This window comes from Streptomyces poonensis, from assembly GCF_014650915.1.
Lineage (GTDB): Bacteria > Actinomycetota > Actinomycetes > Streptomycetales > Streptomycetaceae > Streptomyces > Streptomyces poonensis.
In genome coordinates, this window is sequence record NZ_BMVW01000001.1 from 848099 (window position 1) to 865606 (window position 17508).

A 17508-nucleotide genomic window follows, 5' to 3' on the forward strand; every position below is an offset into this window, starting at 1 on the left:
GGGCGTCGAGGTCCGGGCAGGGAGCCGTCGGGTGGCGAGGCTCGGGAAGGGGCGGGGGCGCGTCAGGCGTCGCTCGTCGCGCCCGAGCGCGACCGGGCCACGATGGACGAGGCGGCGAAGTTGACGATCAGCGTCATCACGAACAGCGCGAAACCGGCCGCCATCAGCGCGGACATGCCGAACTCGCTGGCCTCGCCGTAGCGCAGGGCGATCAGCGAGGAGACCGAGCTGGTGCCGGACTGGAGCACGTGCCACTGGATGTCGAAGGTCAGCGAGATGATCATGAAGACGGCGATCGTCTCGCCGAGCGCGCGGCCCAGGCCCAGCATGGTGCCGCCGATCATGCCGCCCTTGCCGAAGGGCAGGACGACGCTGCGGATCATGCCCCAGCGGGTCGCGCCGAGCGCGTAGGCGCCCTCCCGCTCACCGGCCGGAGCCTGCGAGAACACCTCGCGCATGATGGAGCAGACGATCGGCGCGATCATCATGCCGACGACCAGTCCGGCGATGAACGTGGAGGACGTGTAGAGGCTGGCGGGCGCCAGCGGGTCGTCCGGGTCGGCACCCTGGACGTCGAAGGGCGGGATCCAGCCGAGGTACGCGGAGATCCAGCGGGCGGTGGGCACCACCTTGTCCTGGAGGAAGAACACCCCCCACAGGCCGTAGACCACCGACGGCACCGCGGCCATCAGATCCACGACACTGATCAGCGTCTGGCGCAGCCGTACTGGGGCGTACTCGGAGATGTACAGGGCCGCCCCGGTCGCGAGCGGCACGGCCACACAGACCGCGACGGACGCGATCAGGACCGTACCGACCAGGACGGCCGCGATACCGAACCGTCCGGCGTCCGGCGCCCAGTCGGCGGTGGCCAGGAAGGACCAGCCGGCCCGGTCCAGCGCCAGCCACGCCCGGTACAGCAGGAAGCCGCCGACCAGCAGCATGACGGCGAGCACGAGCCCGCCGCCGGAACGCAGAACCGCCCGGAAGGCGCGGTCGGGCAGGCTGGGGTCGGCGTAGAGCCTGCGGGGCGCGTCGGCGCCGGACTGCGCGGCGGGAAGCCGCGCGGCGGCGAGCTGCGGCTGTCTCTTCTTCAACAACACACACCCGACGCTCCTGGGACGCGGTGGACTTGCCGACCCCGACGCGTGAACCAGAGGTGCCCTAGGGGCAACTTCCCTTCCGTCCGCGCACGCACGCCTCATCCACCAGCCCGATGCGCCAACACCAGCCTATGGAGGGCCAGTTGGCGCATCCACGGGTACGTCGGCTAGTCGTCCCACAACTCCAGGCTCACCGGCTCCAGCCCGGGCAGCAGCGCGCGGAAGCGCTCGTAGGAGGCACGGCAGGTCGCGTGCCGCTCGTACGTCCGCGCCGAACCGGCCAGGTGCCGGCCGGTGCGGTCCCACACGGTCCACACCCAGCCACCGCCCTCGGAACTGTGCTGCACCCCGCCCTCCATCTCGGCGTGCCGGGTGCACAACCGTACGAAGTCGGCGCGGCACCGGCCGTGCGTGTCGTGCACGCCGAGCGACACCGCCACCGGTCTGCCGTTGGGCGCCACCAGGCGCCAGCCGAATCGTCCCCGCCCGTCGATGTCGATCTGACATCTGACACCCGTCATCGCGGCGGCTGGTCTCGCCGTCGCGTCGGACCGCTCCATGTCCCCACCCCCGCCGCCCTCGGAAAGGTAAACCCGCAGGTACTGGGGTACGGGCGGCAGCAGCAATCTACTGAGACGGACGTGACTGCACCCGGACAAAGTGACTGCCCGGGCAGACGCTTCATGTCGAAGTATCCCCTTGGACACCCCTAGGAAAGCCTGGGGGAAAGCGCTCACCGCGAGGACTGGGGGAAACGCTCACCGCAAGGCCCGGGGGGGGGGAAACGCTCACCGCAAGGCCCGGGGGGGAAGCACTCACCGCAAGGCCCCGGGGAAGCTCACCGCGAGAGCCCGGCCGCCACCCACACCACCGCCGCCGTCCACACCAGCGCGAGGAGCACGCCCAGCGGCCACAACGGCCCGCCCCGCTCCCGCGCACCGCTCTCCCCGGTAGGCCGCAGCAGCACGTCGGCGTGCATCGCGCCGAGCTCGGCCACCAGGACGTCGTACGGATGGGACAGTCCCCACCGGCGCTGCAGCCGGCCCCAGTACGGCGCGGACACCGTCCAGCTGTCGCCGCGCCAGCGCAGCCGCAGCCGCGTGGACTCACGCCGGACGGACCGGACGTCGTCCCACGGAATGTGGCGCGGGCCGCGCAGCCCGCGCAGCCACAGCCCCGAACGGTCGGCCGTGAGCCGCCAGCCGGACTTCACGGCCAGCCAGAACGCACCGAGCACCCCGAGCACCTCGGTGAGCCCCGCCTGCCAGAACCCGTTCCCGGGATCGGCGAACCAGTCCCGGCACAGGAACAGCCCCCACAGCGCCATGACCACGCTCGCCAGCCGGTCCACCCCGCCCGCACGCCACTGCCGTACGTCCCCGGCCGTCATCGCTCCGACGACCGCGTCCCGCAACTCCTCCTGCCGCCGCTCGCGTGCCCGCACCCGCTCCCGGTCCGCGAACAGACGCCGTACGGCCCCCTCGGACAACGGCAGCACCGGCCCCGTCGACCGCTCCACCACCGGCGGCCCGTCCGGCTCCGTCGCGGCACTGACGAGCAGGATCTCGGCACCGTCGTAGGGGGCGCCGTGGAGGACTGCCTCTCGGAGCGGTCCGGGCTCGTCGGCGTCGAGGCGGTCCAGGAACGCGTCCAGCTCCTCGTCGCCGTCCTCGGCTCCGTCCTCGGCTCCGTCCTCGTCGTCCTCGCCCTTGCCGTCGCCCGCCTCGGCCTCCGCCATGGCGACGACGAACAACGGGCGCCGCGCCGCCACGTCGTCGGCGGCGAAGACCTCGGTGTCACCGTCCCCGTTCTCCCGCGCCAGCACCCGCAGCACGGGCACCGGCGCCGCGCGCAGCGCCGCCGCGCGCCACCGCCCCAGCGCACCCGAGCCCAGCACGGTCAGCCCCAGCCCGGCCACCAGCCACCCGACCGCCGTGGCGACGAGCCGGTCGTCGGCCGCGCCCCAGAGCTCACCGGCGGCGACGGTCACGGCCCCGCCCACGACCAGGACCAGCCCGACCCCGCCGAGGAACCTGCCCCGCCCGAGCGGCACTCCGCCGTCCGGCGAGGAAGCGACCACGCCCCCGGCCGCGGCGACGGCCACCTCGCGCTGCCGTCTCCGTGCGGCCGCCCGCAGCGACGCGGCGACCCATACGAGCACCAGCCCCGCCGCGACGGCCGCCCGCACCTCCCACCGGGTCCCAGGCACCACGACGATCAGCGCGAGGGCGACGGGAGCGCAGACCCGTACGAACTCGGGCCGCACCACCAGCCACACCGCCTGCAGGGCCACCAGCACCGCGGCCCACGCCCACAGCCCGGCCCCGAGCACCAGCCCACCGGCCATCAGAACGGCACCGGCCACCAGCCCGGTGACGTACGACACCCGCCGCCACCTCGGCACCCATCGCGGCGGCAGCGCCTCCGTCCATCGCCGCGCCTGCTCACCGCTCCAGGGGAGGCAGCCGTCGGGTATCGCGGAGGCGGGCAGGGACAGCGGCCGGCCGGAGGAAAGCTGCGTGTGGTGCGTGTGGTGCGTGTGGTGCGTGTGGTGCGTGTGGTGCGTGTGGTGCGTGTGCATGCGTACCCAGTCATCGAAGGCCGACGAGTGGCGGCCGCAGGAGGTGTGGTGGCCAGAGCATGCGGCACAACGCTGTGAACGCCACCGACGACCTGCACTGACAAGGCCCGTCACTCGGCTCGGCCCGCAGGTGGGCCACAGCCCGCGGGCGGGACGCAGCCGCCCGCTACCCCACCGCCAGCAGGATCGCCAGCAGCACCGCGCCCGCCACCGCGGGGCCCGCGATCTCGTACGCCCAGCGCACGGTCACCTCGCCCTGCGCCGTCCCGGCCTTCTCCCGGGCCTCGCGCAGCTCCCGCAGGTCGTCCATCACCCTGTCCGTCTCGGCGCGCACCGGCCCGCCCGCCGCGGAAGCCCCCCGCGACAGGCCGCCGCCCGTGCCGAAGCCGCCCGCCCGGCCGGCACCGGAACCCTGACCGCCCCGGCCGTTCTGGCCGCCCCGGCCCGGAAGCCCTTCCGCCGCCGCCCGCGCGTCGTTGCGCGCCGCCTTCTTGCGGGCGCGCAGCGAGACGGGGAGGGCCCACAGCTGGTACTTGGTGCCGGACGCGGCGACGACCTCGTTCGAGTACCCGGAGCGCAGCGCGGCGACCTGCCCCCAGGGCAGCACGATCACGCGGAAGGGGTTGCGGATCCGCAGCCGGTCCCCGTCGGCGAAGACGGCGGGCCTGAGGGTGAAGGCCACGATCAGCGGCACGAGGAGGAGCAGCGCGGCGAGCGCCAGCCACGGGGTGCGCCCCTCGCCGGTGATCACGGCGTCGATGCCGAGCCAGCCGACGAGGGCGAGCAGCAGCACGCCGCCGGCGATGCCCGCGGACGACCGGTGGACCCGGTCCTGGAACTCCGGTACCGGGGGCTGCGGCGCTGGCGACTGATGCTCCGGGGTGGTCATGCTGCCGATTGTGCCCGACGGGCCGGGCAGCCCTCGTACTCGGCCTCGCCGGACACTCCGTACGCGGCCTCGCCGGAGACCTCGCATGCGACCTCGTACGCGGTGCAGCCGAGGCAGAGAGGGCGCCCGGGGCTATACAGCCGCTACGCGCGTAGATATGCTCGGCTGGTGACCATGCCCACCACTGCACCCACATCCGGCGGCGCCGCACCCGGACTCACGGACGTCACCGCGTCCGACAGCGCGCTGCGCCGCTTCCTGCACGGGCTGCCCGGCGTCGACGCGGTCGGCCTGGAGGCGCGCGCCGCCTCGCTCGGCACCCGTTCCATCAAGACCACCGCGAAGGCGTACGCCATCGACCTCGCCATCTCGATGGTCGACCTGACGACGCTGGAAGGCGCGGACACCCCGGGCAAGGTCCGGGCGCTCGGCGCGAAGGCGGTCCACCCGGACCCGACCGACCGGGGCACCCCGGCCACGGCCGCGGTCTGTGTCTACCCCGACATGGTGGCCGTCGCCAAGGAGGCCGTCGCCGGCTCGGACGTGAAGGTCGCCTCGGTGGCCACCGCGTTCCCGGCGGGCCGCGCCCCGCTCTCCGTGAAGCTGGCGGACGTGCGCGAGGCCGTGGCGGCGGGCGCCGACGAGATCGACATGGTCATCGACCGGGGCGCGTTCCTCGCGGGCCGGTACCTCAAGGTGTACGACGAGATCGTCGCCGTGAAGGAGGCCTGCGGGACGGACGCCCGCCTGAAGGTCATCTTCGAGACGGGCGAGCTGTCGACGTACGACAACATCCGCCGCGCCTCCTGGCTCGGCATGCTGGCGGGCGCCGACTTCATCAAGACCTCCACCGGCAAGGTCGCCGTCAACGCCACCCCCGCCAACACCCTTCTGATGCTGGAGGCCGTCCGCGACTTCCGGGCGCAGACCGGTGTCCAGGTCGGCGTGAAGCCGGCCGGCGGCATCCGCACCAGCAAGGACGCGGTCAAGTTCCTGGTCCTGGTCAACGAGACCGCCGGCCCGGACTGGCTGGACAACCACTGGTTCCGCTTCGGCGCCTCCTCACTCCTGAACGACCTGCTGATGCAGCGCCAGAAGCTGGCCACCGGCCGCTACTCCGGCCCCGACTACGTGACGGTGGACTGAGCCCTCATGACCATGGAAAACGCACACGCGACGGCCGCGTTCGAGTACGCACCGGCGCCCGAGTCCCGCTCGGTCGTCGACATCGCCCCCAGCTACGGCCTGTTCATCGACGGCGAGTTCGCCGAGGCGGCCGACGGCAAGGTCTTCAAGACGGTCAGCCCGTCCACCGAGGAGGTCCTCTCCGAGGTCGCGCAGGCGGGCGAGGCGGACGTCGACCGTGCCGTACGGGCGGCCCGCAAGGCGTTCGGCAAGTGGTCGGCGCTGCCCGGCTCCGAGCGCGCCAAGTACCTGTTCCGCATCGCCCGCATCATCCAGGAGCGCAGCCGTGAGCTGGCGGTGCTGGAGACGCTGGACAACGGCAAGCCGATCAAGGAGACGAGGGACGCCGACCTGCCCCTGGTGGCGGCGCACTTCTTCTACTACGCGGGCTGGGCCGACAAGCTGGAGCACGCCGGCTTCGGCGCGGCGCCGCGGCCCCTGGGCGTCGCGGGCCAGGTCATCCCCTGGAACTTCCCCCTCCTCATGCTGGCGTGGAAGATCGCCCCGGCGCTCGCGACCGGCAACACGGTCGTCCTGAAGCCCGCCGAGACGACTCCCCTCTCCGCTCTCTTCTTCGCGGACATCTGCCGCCAGGCGGGCCTGCCCAAGGGCGTCGTCAACATCGTTCCCGGCTACGGCGACGCGGGCGCCGCGCTCGTCGCGCACCCGGACGTGAACAAGGTGGCGTTCACCGGCTCCACGGCCGTCGGCAAGGAGATCGCCCGTACGGTCGCGGGGACGCGGAAGAAGCTCACCCTGGAGCTGGGCGGCAAGGGCGCCAACATCGTCTTCGACGACGCCCCGATCGACCAGGCCGTCGAGGGCATCGTCACCGGCATCTTCTTCAACCAGGGCCAGGTCTGCTGCGCGGGCTCCCGCCTGCTGGTCCAGGAGTCGGTCCACGACGAGCTGCTGGACGCGCTCAAGCGCCGGCTCTCCACCCTCCGGCTGGGCGACCCGCTGGACAAGAACACGGACATCGGCGCGATCAACTCCGCCGAGCAGCTGGCCCGGATCACCGCACTCGCCGAGCAGGGCGAGGCGGAGGGTGCCGAGCGCTGGTCCCCGGCGTGCGAGCTGCCCGCCTCCGGCTACTGGTTCGCCCCGACGCTCTTCACGAACGTCACCCAGGCGCACACCATCGCCCGCGACGAGATCTTCGGCCCGGTGCTGTCGGTCCTCACCTTCCGCACCCCGGACGAGGCCGTCGCCAAGGCCAACAACACCCCGTACGGCCTCTCCGCGGGCATCTGGACGGAGAAGGGCTCGCGCATCCTGGCGGTCGCGAACAAGCTGCGCGCGGGCGTGATCTGGTCCAACACGTTCAACAAGTTCGACCCGACCTCGCCGTTCGGCGGTTACAAGGAGTCGGGCTTCGGCCGCGAGGGCGGCCGCCACGGCCTGGAGGCGTACCTCGATGTCTGAGATGTCCGACAAGCCCGAGAAGACCGGGCGACTCTCCGTCTTCAAGACCTACAAGCTGTACGTCGGCGGGAAGTTCCCGCGTTCCGAGAGCGGCCGGGTGTACGAGGTGACGGATCCGAAGGGCGACTGGCTGGCCAACGCCCCCCTGTCCTCCCGCAAGGACGCCCGTGACGCGGTGGTCGCCGCGCGGAAGGCGTTCGGGGCGTGGTCGGGTGCCACGGCGTACAACCGCGGCCAGATCCTCTACCGCGTCGCCGAGATGCTGGAAGGACGGCGCGAGCAGTTCGTCCGCGAGGTCGCCGAGGCCGAGGGCCTGTCGAAGTCGAAGGCGGCCGCCCAGGTCGACGCCGCGATCGACCGCTGGGTCTGGTACGCGGGCTGGACCGACAAGATCGCCCAGGTGGTCGGCGGCGGGAACCCGGTCGCGGGCCCGTTTTTCAACCTCTCCTCCCCGGAGCCGACGGGCGTCGTGGCCGTCCTCGCCCCGCAGGAGTCGTCCTTCCTGGGCCTGGTCTCGGTGATCGCCCCGGTGATCGCGACCGGCAACACCGCGGTCGTGATCGCGAGCGAGAAGTCCCCGCTCCCGGCCCTCTCCCTCGGCGAGGTCCTGGCCACCTCCGACCTCCCCGGCGGCGTGGTCAACGTCCTCTCCGGCCGTACGGCGGAGATCGCGGCCCCGCTGGCCGCGCACATGGACGTGAACGCGATCGACCTGGCCGGCGCGGACGAGACTCTGGCGAAGGAGCTGGAGATCGCGGCGGCGGACAACCTGAAGCGCGTCCTGCGTCCACAGCCTGTGGACGACGCGGACTGGTCCGCGGCTCCCGGCATCGACCGCATGACGGCGTTCCTGGAGACGAAGACCGTCTGGCACCCGACGGGCTCCCTGGGCGCCTCCGGCTCGTCGTACTAGGCCCGACGGCCGGACGGCCCCCTCGCGGACGGAGAGCCGCGCCTCCCGCCGTCCAGGGAGGCGCGGCGCTCCGCGTCGTCCGCCGGGCTCAGCCCAGCTGCACGCCCTGACCCGCGCCCTGCTCCATGCTCTGGTTCATCCCCGGCAGCTGACTGAGCAGCGGCATGCTGCCGATCGTGGGGGCCTCGGCCACCGGCCTCGTCAGGGCCTGCGTGTAGAGCGGCGGGAAGTCGGCGATCCGGGTGCCGACGCCGTTGTTGAACACGTCGACCGGCGTGTCGGCGATCGGGTTGGGCTTGACGCGGCCCAGCGCCCCCAAGACGTACCGGAGGCCCTCGCCGAGCCCCCGGAGCCCGGCCTGGGGGTCGATCCTGCCCATGTCGATGTTCCGCACCTGCACCGTCGGCAGGACGGGTTCGGAGGCCGCCGCGGCCATGCCCGCGCCGGCGCCGAGGGCGACGCCCGCGGTGGCGGCGACCAGCGCCGCGCGCCGGGCGGTGGGGTTCTGGGGAGCCGAGTGTCGTGCCATCGCTGCTGCCACCTTCTACTGCACAACGTGAGCGTACGGACACCAAGAGTAGTTGAAGTGTGATGTGTGCTCCAACGTCGACCCGCTGTCCCGTTCGCGGTGGCACCATGCCGCACACTGGACTCTCGTGAGTTCCCAATCCCCGACACCGACCCGGGTCGTTCTGCTGACCGGCCCTTCCGGGTCCGGCAAGTCCCTCCTCGCCGCCCTCTCCGGCCTGCCCGTGCTGCGCCTGGACGACTTCTACAAGGAGGGCGACGACCCGACGCTGCCGCTGGTGCCGGGCACGTCGGACATCGACTGGGACCACCCGCTGTCCTGGGACGCGGACACGGCGGTCGCGGCGATCGAGGAGCTGTGCCGCACGGGCCGTACGTCCGTCCCGGCGTACGACATCTCCCTGAGCGCCCGCACCGGCACGGAGGCGCTGGACATCGGGCGCGCCCCGGTGTTCATCGCCGAGGGCGTCTTCGCGGCCGAGATAGCCGCCCGCTGCGCGGCGGCCGGCGTCCTCGCCGACGCGCTCTGCCTGGCCCGCGGCCCGGTCACCACCTTCCGCCGCCGCTTCCTGCGCGATCTGCGGGAGGGCCGCAAGTCCGTGCCCTTCCTGCTGCGCCGCGGCTGGCGTCTGATGCGCCAGGAACGCTCGATCGTGGCCCGGCAGACGGAACTGGGCGCGTACGCCTGCGACAAGGACGAGGCGCTGGGCCGTCTGGCGGCGGCCGCCGCGGGCCGCACGGTGCCGACGAGGACCGCGGCGTAGGCAGGCGCCGGAGAGTGACCGGGAAAGCGGGAAGCGGGACTGGACGGACCCCCCGGCCCTCCAGCCCCGCTCTTTCGTACCCCCCGTGGTGGGCCCCCGTCGTGGCGGGCCCCGTTCCCCCCTCGAGGTCCCCCGTGATCCCCCCGGATCCCGTGTTCCCCTCGGGCCTTGCTTCCCCCGTGTCCCCCGTGTCCCCCTGTCCCCCTGTTGTTCCCCCGTCCCCCGCGGTCCCCGTGACCCCGTTGGTTCCCCCCGGGCGTCGCGATGGCGCTCCCCCGCACCACCGCGGTCCCCCTGTTCCCTCAGGCGACGAGCTCGCCGAAGGACTCCTCCTCGTCACGGCCGAAGCTGAGGACCTCGTCCTCGCGCAGCCGGCGGAGCGACCGCCAGATGCTGGACTTCACCGTGCCGACACTGATGTCGAGGATGTCCGCGATCTCCGGGTCGGTGCGGCCCTCGTAGTAGCGCAGGACCAGCATCGTCCGCTGGAGTTCGGGCAGCCGGGCGAGCGCCTGCCACAGGACGGCGCGCAGTTCGGTGCCGCGCATCGCGTCCGTGTCGCCGACGGTCTCCGGCAGCTCCTCGGTCGGGTACTCGTTCAGCTTGCGGCGGCGCCACGCGCTGATGTGCAGATTGGTCATGGTGCGGCGGAGGTAGCCTCCGACCGCGGCCTTGTCGCTGATCCGGTCCCACGCCCGGTACGTCGAGAAGAGGGCGCTCTGGAGCAGGTCCTCGGCCTCGAAGCGGTCGCCGGTCAGGTGGTAGGCGGTTGCGTACAGGGAGGCGCGGCGCTCCTGGACGTAGGCGGTGAACGCCGCTTCGGCGCTCGCCGTCTCCGCCGGGCGACGTTCCCCCGTGGCCTCCCCGTACGCGGTTCCCCCGTGCTGTCCCCCCTGCGAGCCCCCGTGCGTTCCCCCGCCGGTGCTCTCCCCCGTGCCCCCCGTGAACGCGTCAACCACCGTCATGAACACGGTGTGCTGACGCCCGGTGCCGCGAGCGCACCCCCGCCCGCTCACGGCACCGGACTTCTCCGTGCTCCGTGCGACGTCGTGGAGACGCGTGACCACTGCGCCAGTGCTGGTGCTGTGCAGCGTTTTCATCTCGCGCCCCCCGTCGTGGAGTTCCCGTTCCCGGTGCTTCGCGGCTCCGCCCGGTGGTCCGTGCGGGCGGTGCCTCCTTGCCTGTGCCGAAAAGCTTGCCGGGATCACTTCATGGCCATGTCCGCCGACTGTCACAGACCTGTCACAGGCCCCGTCCCGCCCACCGCCCGGCCCGCGATCACGGAGCAGAACCGTATGGCTACGCGGACGGCACGAGTCTGCGCGGGTCACGGGTGGGAGCGCTCCGCCAGTCGATGCGGAGCCTTGGCATGGGCCAGAATGAGCCCGTGCCTTCCCTGTTGCTGATCGAGGACGACGACGCCATCCGCACGGCCCTGGAGCTCTCCCTGACGCGCCAGGGGCACCGTGTCGCCACCGCCGCTTCCGGCGAGGACGGTCTCAAGCTGCTGCGCGAGCAGCGACCGGATCTGATCGTCCTGGATGTGATGCTGCCCGGTATCGACGGCTTCGAGGTGTGCCGTCGCATCCGGCGCACGGACCAGCTGCCGATCATCCTGCTGACCGCCCGCAGCGACGACATCGACGTGGTGGTGGGCCTGGAGTCCGGCGCCGACGACTATGTCGTCAAGCCCGTGCAGGGCCGGGTGCTGGACGCCCGGATCCGGGCCGTGCTGCGGCGCGGGGAGCGCGAGGCGAACGACTCGGCGACGTTCGGCAACGTGGTCATCGACCGCGCCGCGATGACGGTGACCAAGAACGGCGAGGACCTCCAGCTGACGCCCACCGAGCTGCGGCTGCTGCTGGAGCTGAGCCGCCGCCCCGGGCAGGCCCTGTCCCGCCAGCAGCTGCTGCGGCTGGTCTGGGAGCACGACTACCTCGGTGACTCGCGGCTCGTCGACGCCTGTGTGCAGCGCCTGCGCGCGAAGGTCGAGGACGTCCCGTCTTCGCCGACCCTGATCCGTACCGTCCGCGGCGTCGGCTACCGGCTGGACGCCCCTCAGTGACCGAAGCACACCAGGAGCACGAGGAACACGCGGAGCCCCAGGAGCCCCGGGAGCGCCGGGGCGGCCTCCGCGGCTGGTCGGCGGCGCGCAGGGCGGTCTCGTCGGGTCTGCGCTTCACCAGTCTGCGGCTGCGCCTGGTGGTCGTCTTCGGCCTCGTCGCGCTCACGGCGGCGGTGTCGGCGTCCGGCATCGCGTACTGGCTCAACCGCGAGGCCGTGCTGACCCGCGCGCAGGACGCGGCGCTCGCCGACTTCGAACGGGAGATGCAGAACCACGCGAGCACGCTGCCGCTGCACCCCAGCGAGGAGCAACTGGCGCTGGCCGCCCGGCAGATGACCGACGACGGCCGCCTCTTCAGCGTGCTGCTGATCGCCGAGGACGCGGATGGCAAGGCCGTACGGGGCAGTTCCGGCACGTCGGCGCTGGACGGCTTCACGCTGCAGGACGTCCCGGCGTCGCTGCGGAAGGCGGTCGACAAGCAGCAGCCGATCACGTCGAACAACAAGGACGCGTACCACCTGTACTGGCAGCGGGTCATCGACGAGGACAAGCCGTACCTGGTCGGCGGCGCGAAGGTGATCGGCGGCGGTCCGACGGGCTACATGCTGAAGTCGCTGGAGCCGGAGGCGAAGGACCTCAACTCCCTGGCCTGGTCGCTGGGCATCGCCACCGGGCTCGCGCTCGTCGGCGCGGCGCTGCTGGCGCAGGCCGCCGCGACGACCGTACTGAAGCCCGTGCACCGGCTCGGCATCGCGGCCCGCCGGCTGGGCGAGGGCAAGCTCGACACCCGGCTACGGGTGTCCGGTACGGACGAGCTGGCCGACCTGTCCCGGACGTTCAACCGCGCCGCGGAGTCCCTGGAGAAGAAGGTCGACGACATGAGCGCCCGCGAGGAGGCGTCCCGGCGCTTCGTCGCCGACATGTCCCACGAGCTCCGTACGCCCCTGACGGCGATCACCGCCGTGACGGAGGTGCTGGAGGACGAGCTGGACGCCGAGGACGGCGGCCTCGAACCCATGATCGAGCAGGCCGTACGGCTCGTCGTGAGCGAGACCCGGCGCCTGAACGACCTGGTCGAGAACCTCATGGAGGTGACCCGCTTCGACGCGGGCACCGCGCGGCTGGTGCTGGACGACGTGGACATCGCCGACCAGATCACCGCGTGCATCGACGCGCGCGCGTGGCTGGACGCGGTGGAGCTGGACGCCGAGCGCGGCATCATGGCCCGCCTCGACCCGCGCCGCCTGGACGTGATCCTGGCCAACCTGATCGGCAACGCCCTCAAGCACGGCGGTTCGCCGGTGCGGGTGGTGGTGCGGGAGGAGGACTCCGCCCTGGTCATCGAGGTGCAGGACAACGGTCCCGGTATCCCCGAGGACGTCCTGCCGCACGTCTTCGACCGCTTCTACAAGGCGAGCGCCTCCCGCCCCCGGTCCGAGGGCAGCGGCCTCGGCCTGTCCATCGCCCTGGAGAACGCCCACATCCACGGCGGCGAGATCACCGCGGCCAACGCGCCGAAGGGCGGCGCGGTCTTCACCCTGCGGCTGCCGCGCGACGCGTCCGCGCTGATAGCCGAGGACACCGAGGGCACCGCGGCCTCCGAGAACACGGACGGGGCGCGGGGCAACGGCACGGAGGGGAACGGCGGATGACCGTACGACGAGGGGGGCGCGCGGCCGTACGGAGCGTACTCGCGGCCGGGGTGCTGGCGGCCGCGCTCGGGGGCTGCGGCATCCGGTCCACCCAGGTGCCCACGGACTTCGGCCCGGCCCCCTCGCGGGTACGGTGCACGCTGTCGTCCACGGACGTCGCCCAGCGGAGCTCGACCGGTGTTCCGGTCCGGGTCTTCCTGCTCTGTTCCAAGCAGCTCGTCTCCGTCGACCGTGCCGTACGCCTCCCCGAGGGCACGTCGGACGTGGAGCGGCGCGTCCTGGTCGCCCAGGGCCTCCTCGGCGAGCTCTCCGAGCCGCCCTCGGAGGCCGAGGACCAGGCCGGGTACGAGACGTCCGTGCCGGCCGGCCTGACGGTGAGCGGCCCCCGGCCGGGCGACCCGGAGGACGCCCTGCGGCTGTCCACGTCGCCCGAGCGGCTGACGCGGTACGCCCTCGCCCAGACCGTCTGCACCTTCGCCGACTCCACGGCGGCCGAGGGCGACGGCTCGGTGGTGCTCGGCGGCCCGGGCACGGACCCGCTCCGGCGGTACGAGTGCACGGCCGAGCTGCGCTCCGACCCGGGCACCCGGAAGCCGCCGTCCACGGAGGTCGAAACTCCCTGAGCCGGACGCGCCGGCTCCGGACGGCCGGGCCGCACCAGGGCCCGACCGGCGGGCGGGCCCCCGCCGTGGCGCATCCGGCATCCTCCCGGCCGTCGTGGCGCACGGGTGCGGAACCGATCGCGCCGGAGGCCGCGTCTAGGGGGGCGTGCAGCGTCAAGGTTGGACCGGCGGCAGCGCCGGTGCCCGCGTCCGTGCGGCAGGAGGTGTTCTCCTCGTCGCCCATCTCGCGCTCGTCGCCTGGATCACGCTGCGTCCGCTGGACGTGCCCTGGGTGAGCGCCGCCAACCTCCGTCCGTTCGCCGGTATCCGGGCCGACCTCGCGCTCGGCTGGCCGGAGGCGGCCCGCCGCATCGGCGAGGGCCTGGCCCTGCTCGCGCCCCTGGGTGTCCTGCTGCCGATGGCCCACGGCAGGCTCACCGTCTCGCCGCTCGCCTCGCTGGCCCGTGCGGTCGCGGCCGGAGCGCTGCTGTCCGTCGTCATCGAGCTGCTGCAGACCGGGGTGCCGGGACAGGTCGTCGACATCGACTCGATCCTGCTCAACACGGTCGGCGTGGCCGTCGCCCATCTCGCGGTCGTCCCCGCCGGCCGGGCCCTGGTGCGCCGCCGGGCCGAGACCCGGCGCCGGGCGGCCCTCCGCAGGGAGGACCCGGCTCAGGGTCGCACCCCGACGATTCCCAGGGTCGGGATAGCTCCGTAGAGTGACGCTTCGTCCGGTTCGTCACCGTAACGTCGGGGGTACCCGAGGACGACGGGCCGCCAACCGGGTGGCCCCGCCTCACGGTTGACGAAGGAGCCACGATGAGCCGCCTTGCCCGCCCCACCGACGGCCGGATGATAGGCGGAGTGTGCGCAGCGCTGGCACGGCGCTTCGGCACCTCCGCGACCACGATGCGCGTGATCTTCCTGCTGTCCTGTCTGCTTCCGGGTCCGCAGTTCCTCCTCTACATAGCCCTGTGGATCCTGCTGCCCGCGGAGGACAAGACCCGCACGGCGTGGTGACCCGCACCGCGACGAACCGGTGACTCCGGCCCACCGCACGACGATGGGGCGCACCCAGGAGGGTGCGCCCCATGCGCGCGTCTGCGTCAGTGGTGCGCGTACGGCGCGTCTGCGCGTACGGGCGGTGTGCGTGCGTACGGCGGGCCGGTTCAGCCGCCGAGCGGCAGGCCGTTGATGCCCAGGCCCTGGATGGGCAGCCCCTGCACCGGCAGGCCGCCGAGCAGCGCGGCAGCCGCCCCGGTGGGACCTTTCCGGAGCGTTTCGGCGACCACGGGCCGCGCGGCCCGCGCCCCCTTGCCGAGCACCTTCTGACCCGTGGCGACCGCGCCGGCGGCGGCACTCGGCAGCGCCTGCGACACGCTCTCCGCAGCACCCGGCAGCGCCTCCGTGACCTTGTCCGTGGTGCTCGGCAGCGCCTGCGAGACGTTGTCCGTCGGCAGCGCCTCCGTCACATCGCCCAGCGTCTGGGCGGTGTCCGGCAGGGCGGCCGGGGCGGCGGCTTCGGCGACACCCGCGCCCGTGGCGGCAATGGCGGCACCGAGGGCGGCGACACCCAGGGTCTTGGCAGCAGACTGCTTCATGGTGAATGCGTCCTTGAATGCGTTACGGGGATGAGCGGTCCAGAAACGTAAACATCAAATTCCCGCCTTCGCAAATTCCGAGAAGCGGCCGAATCCGCATGATCCGACCGCCTCCCGTCTCGCATTTCAGCCGTCACTGACCGCAGACCTGCTGGTAGATGCGGTCTGCCGGAACAGCCATTCGGATTTCAATTCCGCATATCCAGGCTTGATGACGTCATTGATCATCGCCAGACGTTCATCGAAAGGAATGAATGCTGATTTCATCGCATTTACCGAGAACCACTGCATGTCGTCAAGCGTGTAACCGAATGCGCCGACGAGATGCTCGAATTCACGGCTCATGCTGGTTCCGGACATCAGGCGGTTGTCCGTGTTCACCGTCGCGCGGAAGTGGAGCCGGCGCAGCAGCCCGATGGGATGCCCGGCGTACGAGTCCGCGGCCCCGGTCTGGAGGTTGGAGCTGGGGCACAGCTCCAACGGGATCCGCTTGTCGCGGACGTACGAGGCGAGCCGGCCCAGCTTCACGGAGCCGTCGGCGCCGACCTGGATGTCGTCGACGATCCGCACGCCGTGGCCGAGCCGGTCGGCGCCGCACCACTGGAGGGCCTGCCAGATGGACGGGAGCCCGAAGGCCTCACCGGCGTGGATGGTGAAGTGGTTGTTCTCCCGCTTCAGGAACTCGAAGGCGTCCAGGTGCCGGGTGGGCGGGTGGCCGGCCTCGGCGCCCGCGATGTCGAAGCCGACGACGCCCAGGTCGCGGTAGCGGTTGGCGAGTTCGGCGATCTCCAGGGCGCGGGCCGCGTGCCGCATGGCGGTGAGCAGGGCGCCGACCCGGATGCGCCGGCCGTCCTCCCGGGCGCGCCGCTCGCCCTCGCGGAAGCCCTCGTTGACGGCCTCGACGACCTCTTCGAGGCTCAGCCCGCCCTCGAGGTGCTGCTCGGGGGCGTACCGCACCTCGGCGTAGACGACGCCGTCCGCGGCGAGGTCCTCGGCGCACTCGGCGGCGACCCGGACGAGCGCGTCCCGCGTCTGCATCACGCCGACGGTGTGGGAGAAGGTCTCCAGGTACCGCTCCAGCGAGCCGGAGTCGGCGGCGGCCCGGAACCAGGCGCCGAGCCGGCCGGGGTCGGTCTCCGGGAGGGCGGCGTAGCCCGTCTCGCGGGCGAGGTCGACGACCGTGCCGGGGCGCAGCCCGCCGTCGAGGTGGTCGTGCAGCAGAACCTTGGGCGCCCGGCGGATCTGGTCCGAGTTCGGGGTGTTCATGGTCTGGCTCGTCATCTCCGCACTGTACTGCCTACGCGCGTAGACGGACTGTCGGACAAACGGCTCCGATACCCAACGGTGACCGCGCGGACAGGTGGCGTACACCGCCGCTTCTGACACTGTTCTGTCATGGCACAGCAAGCAACGCCGGTCCGCAGCCCACGACTTGGACGGGTAATCGGTCAGGAGCCGCCGACAGTGAGCGGAGTGGTGCTGCTCCTCCCGGCCGGCGACGAGATCTCCGGCCGCAGGCCCTCCCCGATGCTCGCGGCGGCCTCCGTCCGCGCCCTCGGGCGCCGGTTCTCCCGCGCGGGACGCGCCGAGGGCCTGGTCGCGCACGTGGTGCACTACCGCTACCGGGGCTGGAACGGCACCGCCGCGCATCTGGCCCAGGATGCCTCCTGGGCGGCCGACGAGGTCGTACGGCGCTACGGGGACGTCCCGGTGTGTCTGGCCGGCGTGGACATGGGCGGCCGGGCCGCGCTGCGCGCGGGCGGCCACGAGGCCGTCAACTCCGTGCTCGCACTGGCTCCCTGGCTGCCGGAGGACGATGTCGCCGTGCCACCCGAACCGGTGAAGCAGCTGGCCGGCCGGCAGGTCATGATCGTGCACGGCACCAACGACCAGCGCACCGACCCCGAACTGTCGTTCCGGCTCGCGCAGCGCGCGAAGAAGGCCAACCGCGACATCTGCCGCTTCGAGGTCCACTCCGACGGGCACGGGCTGCACCAGCACCGGGACGAGGTGCACGCGCTGGCCGAGGACTTCGTCATGGGAGCGCTGTTCGGGCGCGCCTTCTCCCGGCCGGTGGAGGACGCGCTCGCGGCGCCGCCCCCGCTGGGGCTGAGGATGCCGCTCGCGGCGGGGTTCGGGCGGTCGTTGCGGCACTGAGCGACGCACCCTCCCAGGCCGCGCGCCGGCCCGTACACCGTCA

18 protein-coding genes are annotated in these 17508 nt (G+C 72.5%); 10 read left to right on the plus strand and 8 right to left on the minus strand.

Annotation, left to right across the window (positions count from 1 at the left end):
* Positions 1-62: 62 nt before the first annotated feature.
* From pstC to IE242_RS03730, 4 genes are all read right to left on the minus strand, one after another.
* Entirely contained in the window at positions 63-1097 is a 1035-nt protein-coding gene (pstC, locus tag IE242_RS03715) for a phosphate ABC transporter permease subunit PstC (RefSeq protein WP_229858118.1), read from the minus strand.
* Between the two features lie 173 nt (positions 1098-1270).
* Positions 1271-1663 carry a hypothetical protein gene (locus IE242_RS03720; RefSeq protein ID WP_189855204.1) on the minus strand — a complete coding sequence of 131 codons (393 nt, stop codon included), beginning with the start codon at positions 1661-1663 and terminating at the stop codon, positions 1271-1273.
* Positions 1664-1941: 278 nt separating this feature from the next.
* On the minus strand, positions 1942-3684 hold the full coding sequence (locus IE242_RS03725; protein WP_229858121.1) for a PH domain-containing protein: 1743 nt from the start codon (positions 3682-3684) through the stop codon (positions 1942-1944).
* A gap of 166 nt (positions 3685-3850) precedes the next feature.
* Complete coding sequence (locus tag IE242_RS03730; protein ID WP_189855206.1) at positions 3851-4573, minus strand: PH domain-containing protein; 723 nt, start codon at positions 4571-4573, stop codon at positions 3851-3853.
* A 174-nt stretch (positions 4574-4747) separates the two neighbouring features.
* Between IE242_RS03730 and deoC the strand changes: the two genes are divergently transcribed.
* Genes deoC through IE242_RS03745 form a run of 3 tightly spaced genes read left to right on the plus strand, consistent with a single transcriptional unit; the run spans position 4748 to position 8096 of the window.
* Positions 4748-5719 carry a deoxyribose-phosphate aldolase gene (deoC, locus tag IE242_RS03735; RefSeq protein ID WP_189855208.1) on the plus strand — a complete coding sequence of 324 codons (972 nt, stop codon included), beginning with the start codon at positions 4748-4750 and terminating at the stop codon, positions 5717-5719.
* A gap of 12 nt (positions 5720-5731) precedes the next feature.
* Complete coding sequence (locus IE242_RS03740) at positions 5732-7183, plus strand: aldehyde dehydrogenase family protein (protein WP_189855210.1); 1452 nt, start codon at positions 5732-5734, stop codon at positions 7181-7183.
* A 1-nt stretch (position 7184) separates the two neighbouring features.
* Entirely contained in the window at positions 7185-8096 is a 912-nt protein-coding gene (locus IE242_RS03745; RefSeq protein ID WP_189856376.1) for an aldehyde dehydrogenase family protein, read from the plus strand.
* Positions 8097-8184: 88 nt separating this feature from the next.
* Here IE242_RS03745 and IE242_RS03750 read toward each other — a convergent pair whose 3' ends face one another.
* Positions 8185-8625 carry a hypothetical protein gene (locus tag IE242_RS03750; RefSeq protein WP_189855212.1) on the minus strand — a complete coding sequence of 147 codons (441 nt, stop codon included), beginning with the start codon at positions 8623-8625 and terminating at the stop codon, positions 8185-8187.
* A gap of 127 nt (positions 8626-8752) precedes the next feature.
* On the opposite strand from IE242_RS03750, the gene IE242_RS03755 reads away from it, so the two are divergent.
* Entirely contained in the window at positions 8753-9388 is a 636-nt protein-coding gene (locus tag IE242_RS03755) for a uridine kinase (protein WP_189855214.1), read from the plus strand.
* Between the two features lie 302 nt (positions 9389-9690).
* Here IE242_RS03755 and IE242_RS03760 read toward each other — a convergent pair whose 3' ends face one another.
* Positions 9691-10488 (minus strand): SigE family RNA polymerase sigma factor, encoded by a 798-nt coding sequence (locus IE242_RS03760; protein WP_189855216.1) that lies wholly within the window; start codon positions 10486-10488, stop codon positions 9691-9693.
* 287 nt (positions 10489-10775) lie between these two features.
* On the opposite strand from IE242_RS03760, the gene afsQ1 reads away from it, so the two are divergent.
* From afsQ1 to IE242_RS03785, 5 genes are all read left to right on the plus strand, one after another.
* Positions 10776-11453 carry a two-component system response regulator AfsQ1 gene (gene afsQ1 / locus IE242_RS03765; protein WP_189214933.1) on the plus strand — a complete coding sequence of 226 codons (678 nt, stop codon included), beginning with the start codon at positions 10776-10778 and terminating at the stop codon, positions 11451-11453.
* Complete coding sequence (locus tag IE242_RS03770) at positions 11450-13105, plus strand: ATP-binding protein (RefSeq protein WP_189855218.1); 1656 nt, start codon at positions 11450-11452, stop codon at positions 13103-13105. The genes afsQ1 and IE242_RS03770 overlap by 4 nt, the downstream gene beginning before the upstream one ends.
* Positions 13102-13728 (plus strand): hypothetical protein, encoded by a 627-nt coding sequence (locus IE242_RS03775; RefSeq protein WP_189855220.1) that lies wholly within the window; start codon positions 13102-13104, stop codon positions 13726-13728. Before IE242_RS03770 ends, IE242_RS03775 begins: the two co-directional genes overlap by 4 nt.
* Before the next feature lie 145 nt (positions 13729-13873).
* Positions 13874-14425: a VanZ family protein gene (locus tag IE242_RS03780; RefSeq protein ID WP_189855222.1), complete on the plus strand. Its 552-nt coding sequence runs from the start codon at positions 13874-13876 to the stop codon at positions 14423-14425.
* A 101-nt stretch (positions 14426-14526) separates the two neighbouring features.
* Positions 14527-14727 (plus strand): PspC domain-containing protein, encoded by a 201-nt coding sequence (locus tag IE242_RS03785; protein WP_189855224.1) that lies wholly within the window; start codon positions 14527-14529, stop codon positions 14725-14727.
* A gap of 149 nt (positions 14728-14876) precedes the next feature.
* Here IE242_RS03785 and IE242_RS03790 read toward each other — a convergent pair whose 3' ends face one another.
* Together IE242_RS03790 and IE242_RS03795 are read right to left on the minus strand one after the other, a co-directional pair.
* The gene (locus tag IE242_RS03790) at positions 14877-15308 is read right to left on the minus strand and encodes an ATP-binding protein (protein ID WP_189855226.1); all 432 of its coding nucleotides are present in this window, start codon (positions 15306-15308) and stop codon (positions 14877-14879) included.
* A gap of 126 nt (positions 15309-15434) precedes the next feature.
* Positions 15435-16589, minus strand: a complete 1155-nt coding sequence (locus IE242_RS03795) for an adenosine deaminase (RefSeq protein ID WP_189855228.1) — start codon at positions 16587-16589, stop codon at positions 15435-15437.
* Between the two features lie 114 nt (positions 16590-16703).
* On the opposite strand from IE242_RS03795, the gene IE242_RS03800 reads away from it, so the two are divergent.
* On the plus strand, positions 16704-17465 hold the full coding sequence (locus IE242_RS03800; protein WP_189855230.1) for a prolyl oligopeptidase family serine peptidase: 762 nt from the start codon (positions 16704-16706) through the stop codon (positions 17463-17465).
* Positions 17466-17508: the final 43 nt, after the last annotated feature.

Excerpts from the sequence above, each read along its gene's own strand:
- IE242_RS03720 (WP_189855204.1), bottom strand. The coding sequence starts at position 1,663 with ATGGAGCGGTCCGACGCGACGGCGAGACCAGCCGCCGCGATGACGGGT.
- IE242_RS03725 (WP_229858121.1), bottom strand. The coding sequence starts at position 3,684 with ATGCACACGCACCACACGCACCACACGCACCACACGCACCACACGCAC.
- IE242_RS03730 (WP_189855206.1), bottom strand. The coding sequence starts at position 4,573 with ATGACCACCCCGGAGCATCAGTCGCCAGCGCCGCAGCCCCCGGTACCG.
- deoC (WP_189855208.1), top strand. The coding sequence starts at position 4,748 with ATGCCCACCACTGCACCCACATCCGGCGGCGCCGCACCCGGACTCACG.
- IE242_RS03740 (WP_189855210.1), top strand. The coding sequence starts at position 5,732 with ATGGAAAACGCACACGCGACGGCCGCGTTCGAGTACGCACCGGCGCCC.
- IE242_RS03745 (WP_189856376.1), top strand. The coding sequence starts at position 7,185 with ATGTCCGACAAGCCCGAGAAGACCGGGCGACTCTCCGTCTTCAAGACC.
- IE242_RS03750 (WP_189855212.1), bottom strand. The coding sequence starts at position 8,625 with ATGGCACGACACTCGGCTCCCCAGAACCCCACCGCCCGGCGCGCGGCG.
- IE242_RS03760 (WP_189855216.1), bottom strand. The coding sequence starts at position 10,488 with ATGAAAACGCTGCACAGCACCAGCACTGGCGCAGTGGTCACGCGTCTC.
- IE242_RS03775 (WP_189855220.1), top strand. The coding sequence starts at position 13,102 with ATGACCGTACGACGAGGGGGGCGCGCGGCCGTACGGAGCGTACTCGCG.
- IE242_RS03785 (WP_189855224.1), top strand. The coding sequence starts at position 14,527 with ATGAGCCGCCTTGCCCGCCCCACCGACGGCCGGATGATAGGCGGAGTG.
- IE242_RS03790 (WP_189855226.1), bottom strand. The coding sequence starts at position 15,308 with ATGAAGCAGTCTGCTGCCAAGACCCTGGGTGTCGCCGCCCTCGGTGCC.
- IE242_RS03795 (WP_189855228.1), bottom strand. The coding sequence starts at position 16,589 with ATGACGAGCCAGACCATGAACACCCCGAACTCGGACCAGATCCGCCGG.
- IE242_RS03800 (WP_189855230.1), top strand. The coding sequence starts at position 16,704 with ATGGCACAGCAAGCAACGCCGGTCCGCAGCCCACGACTTGGACGGGTA.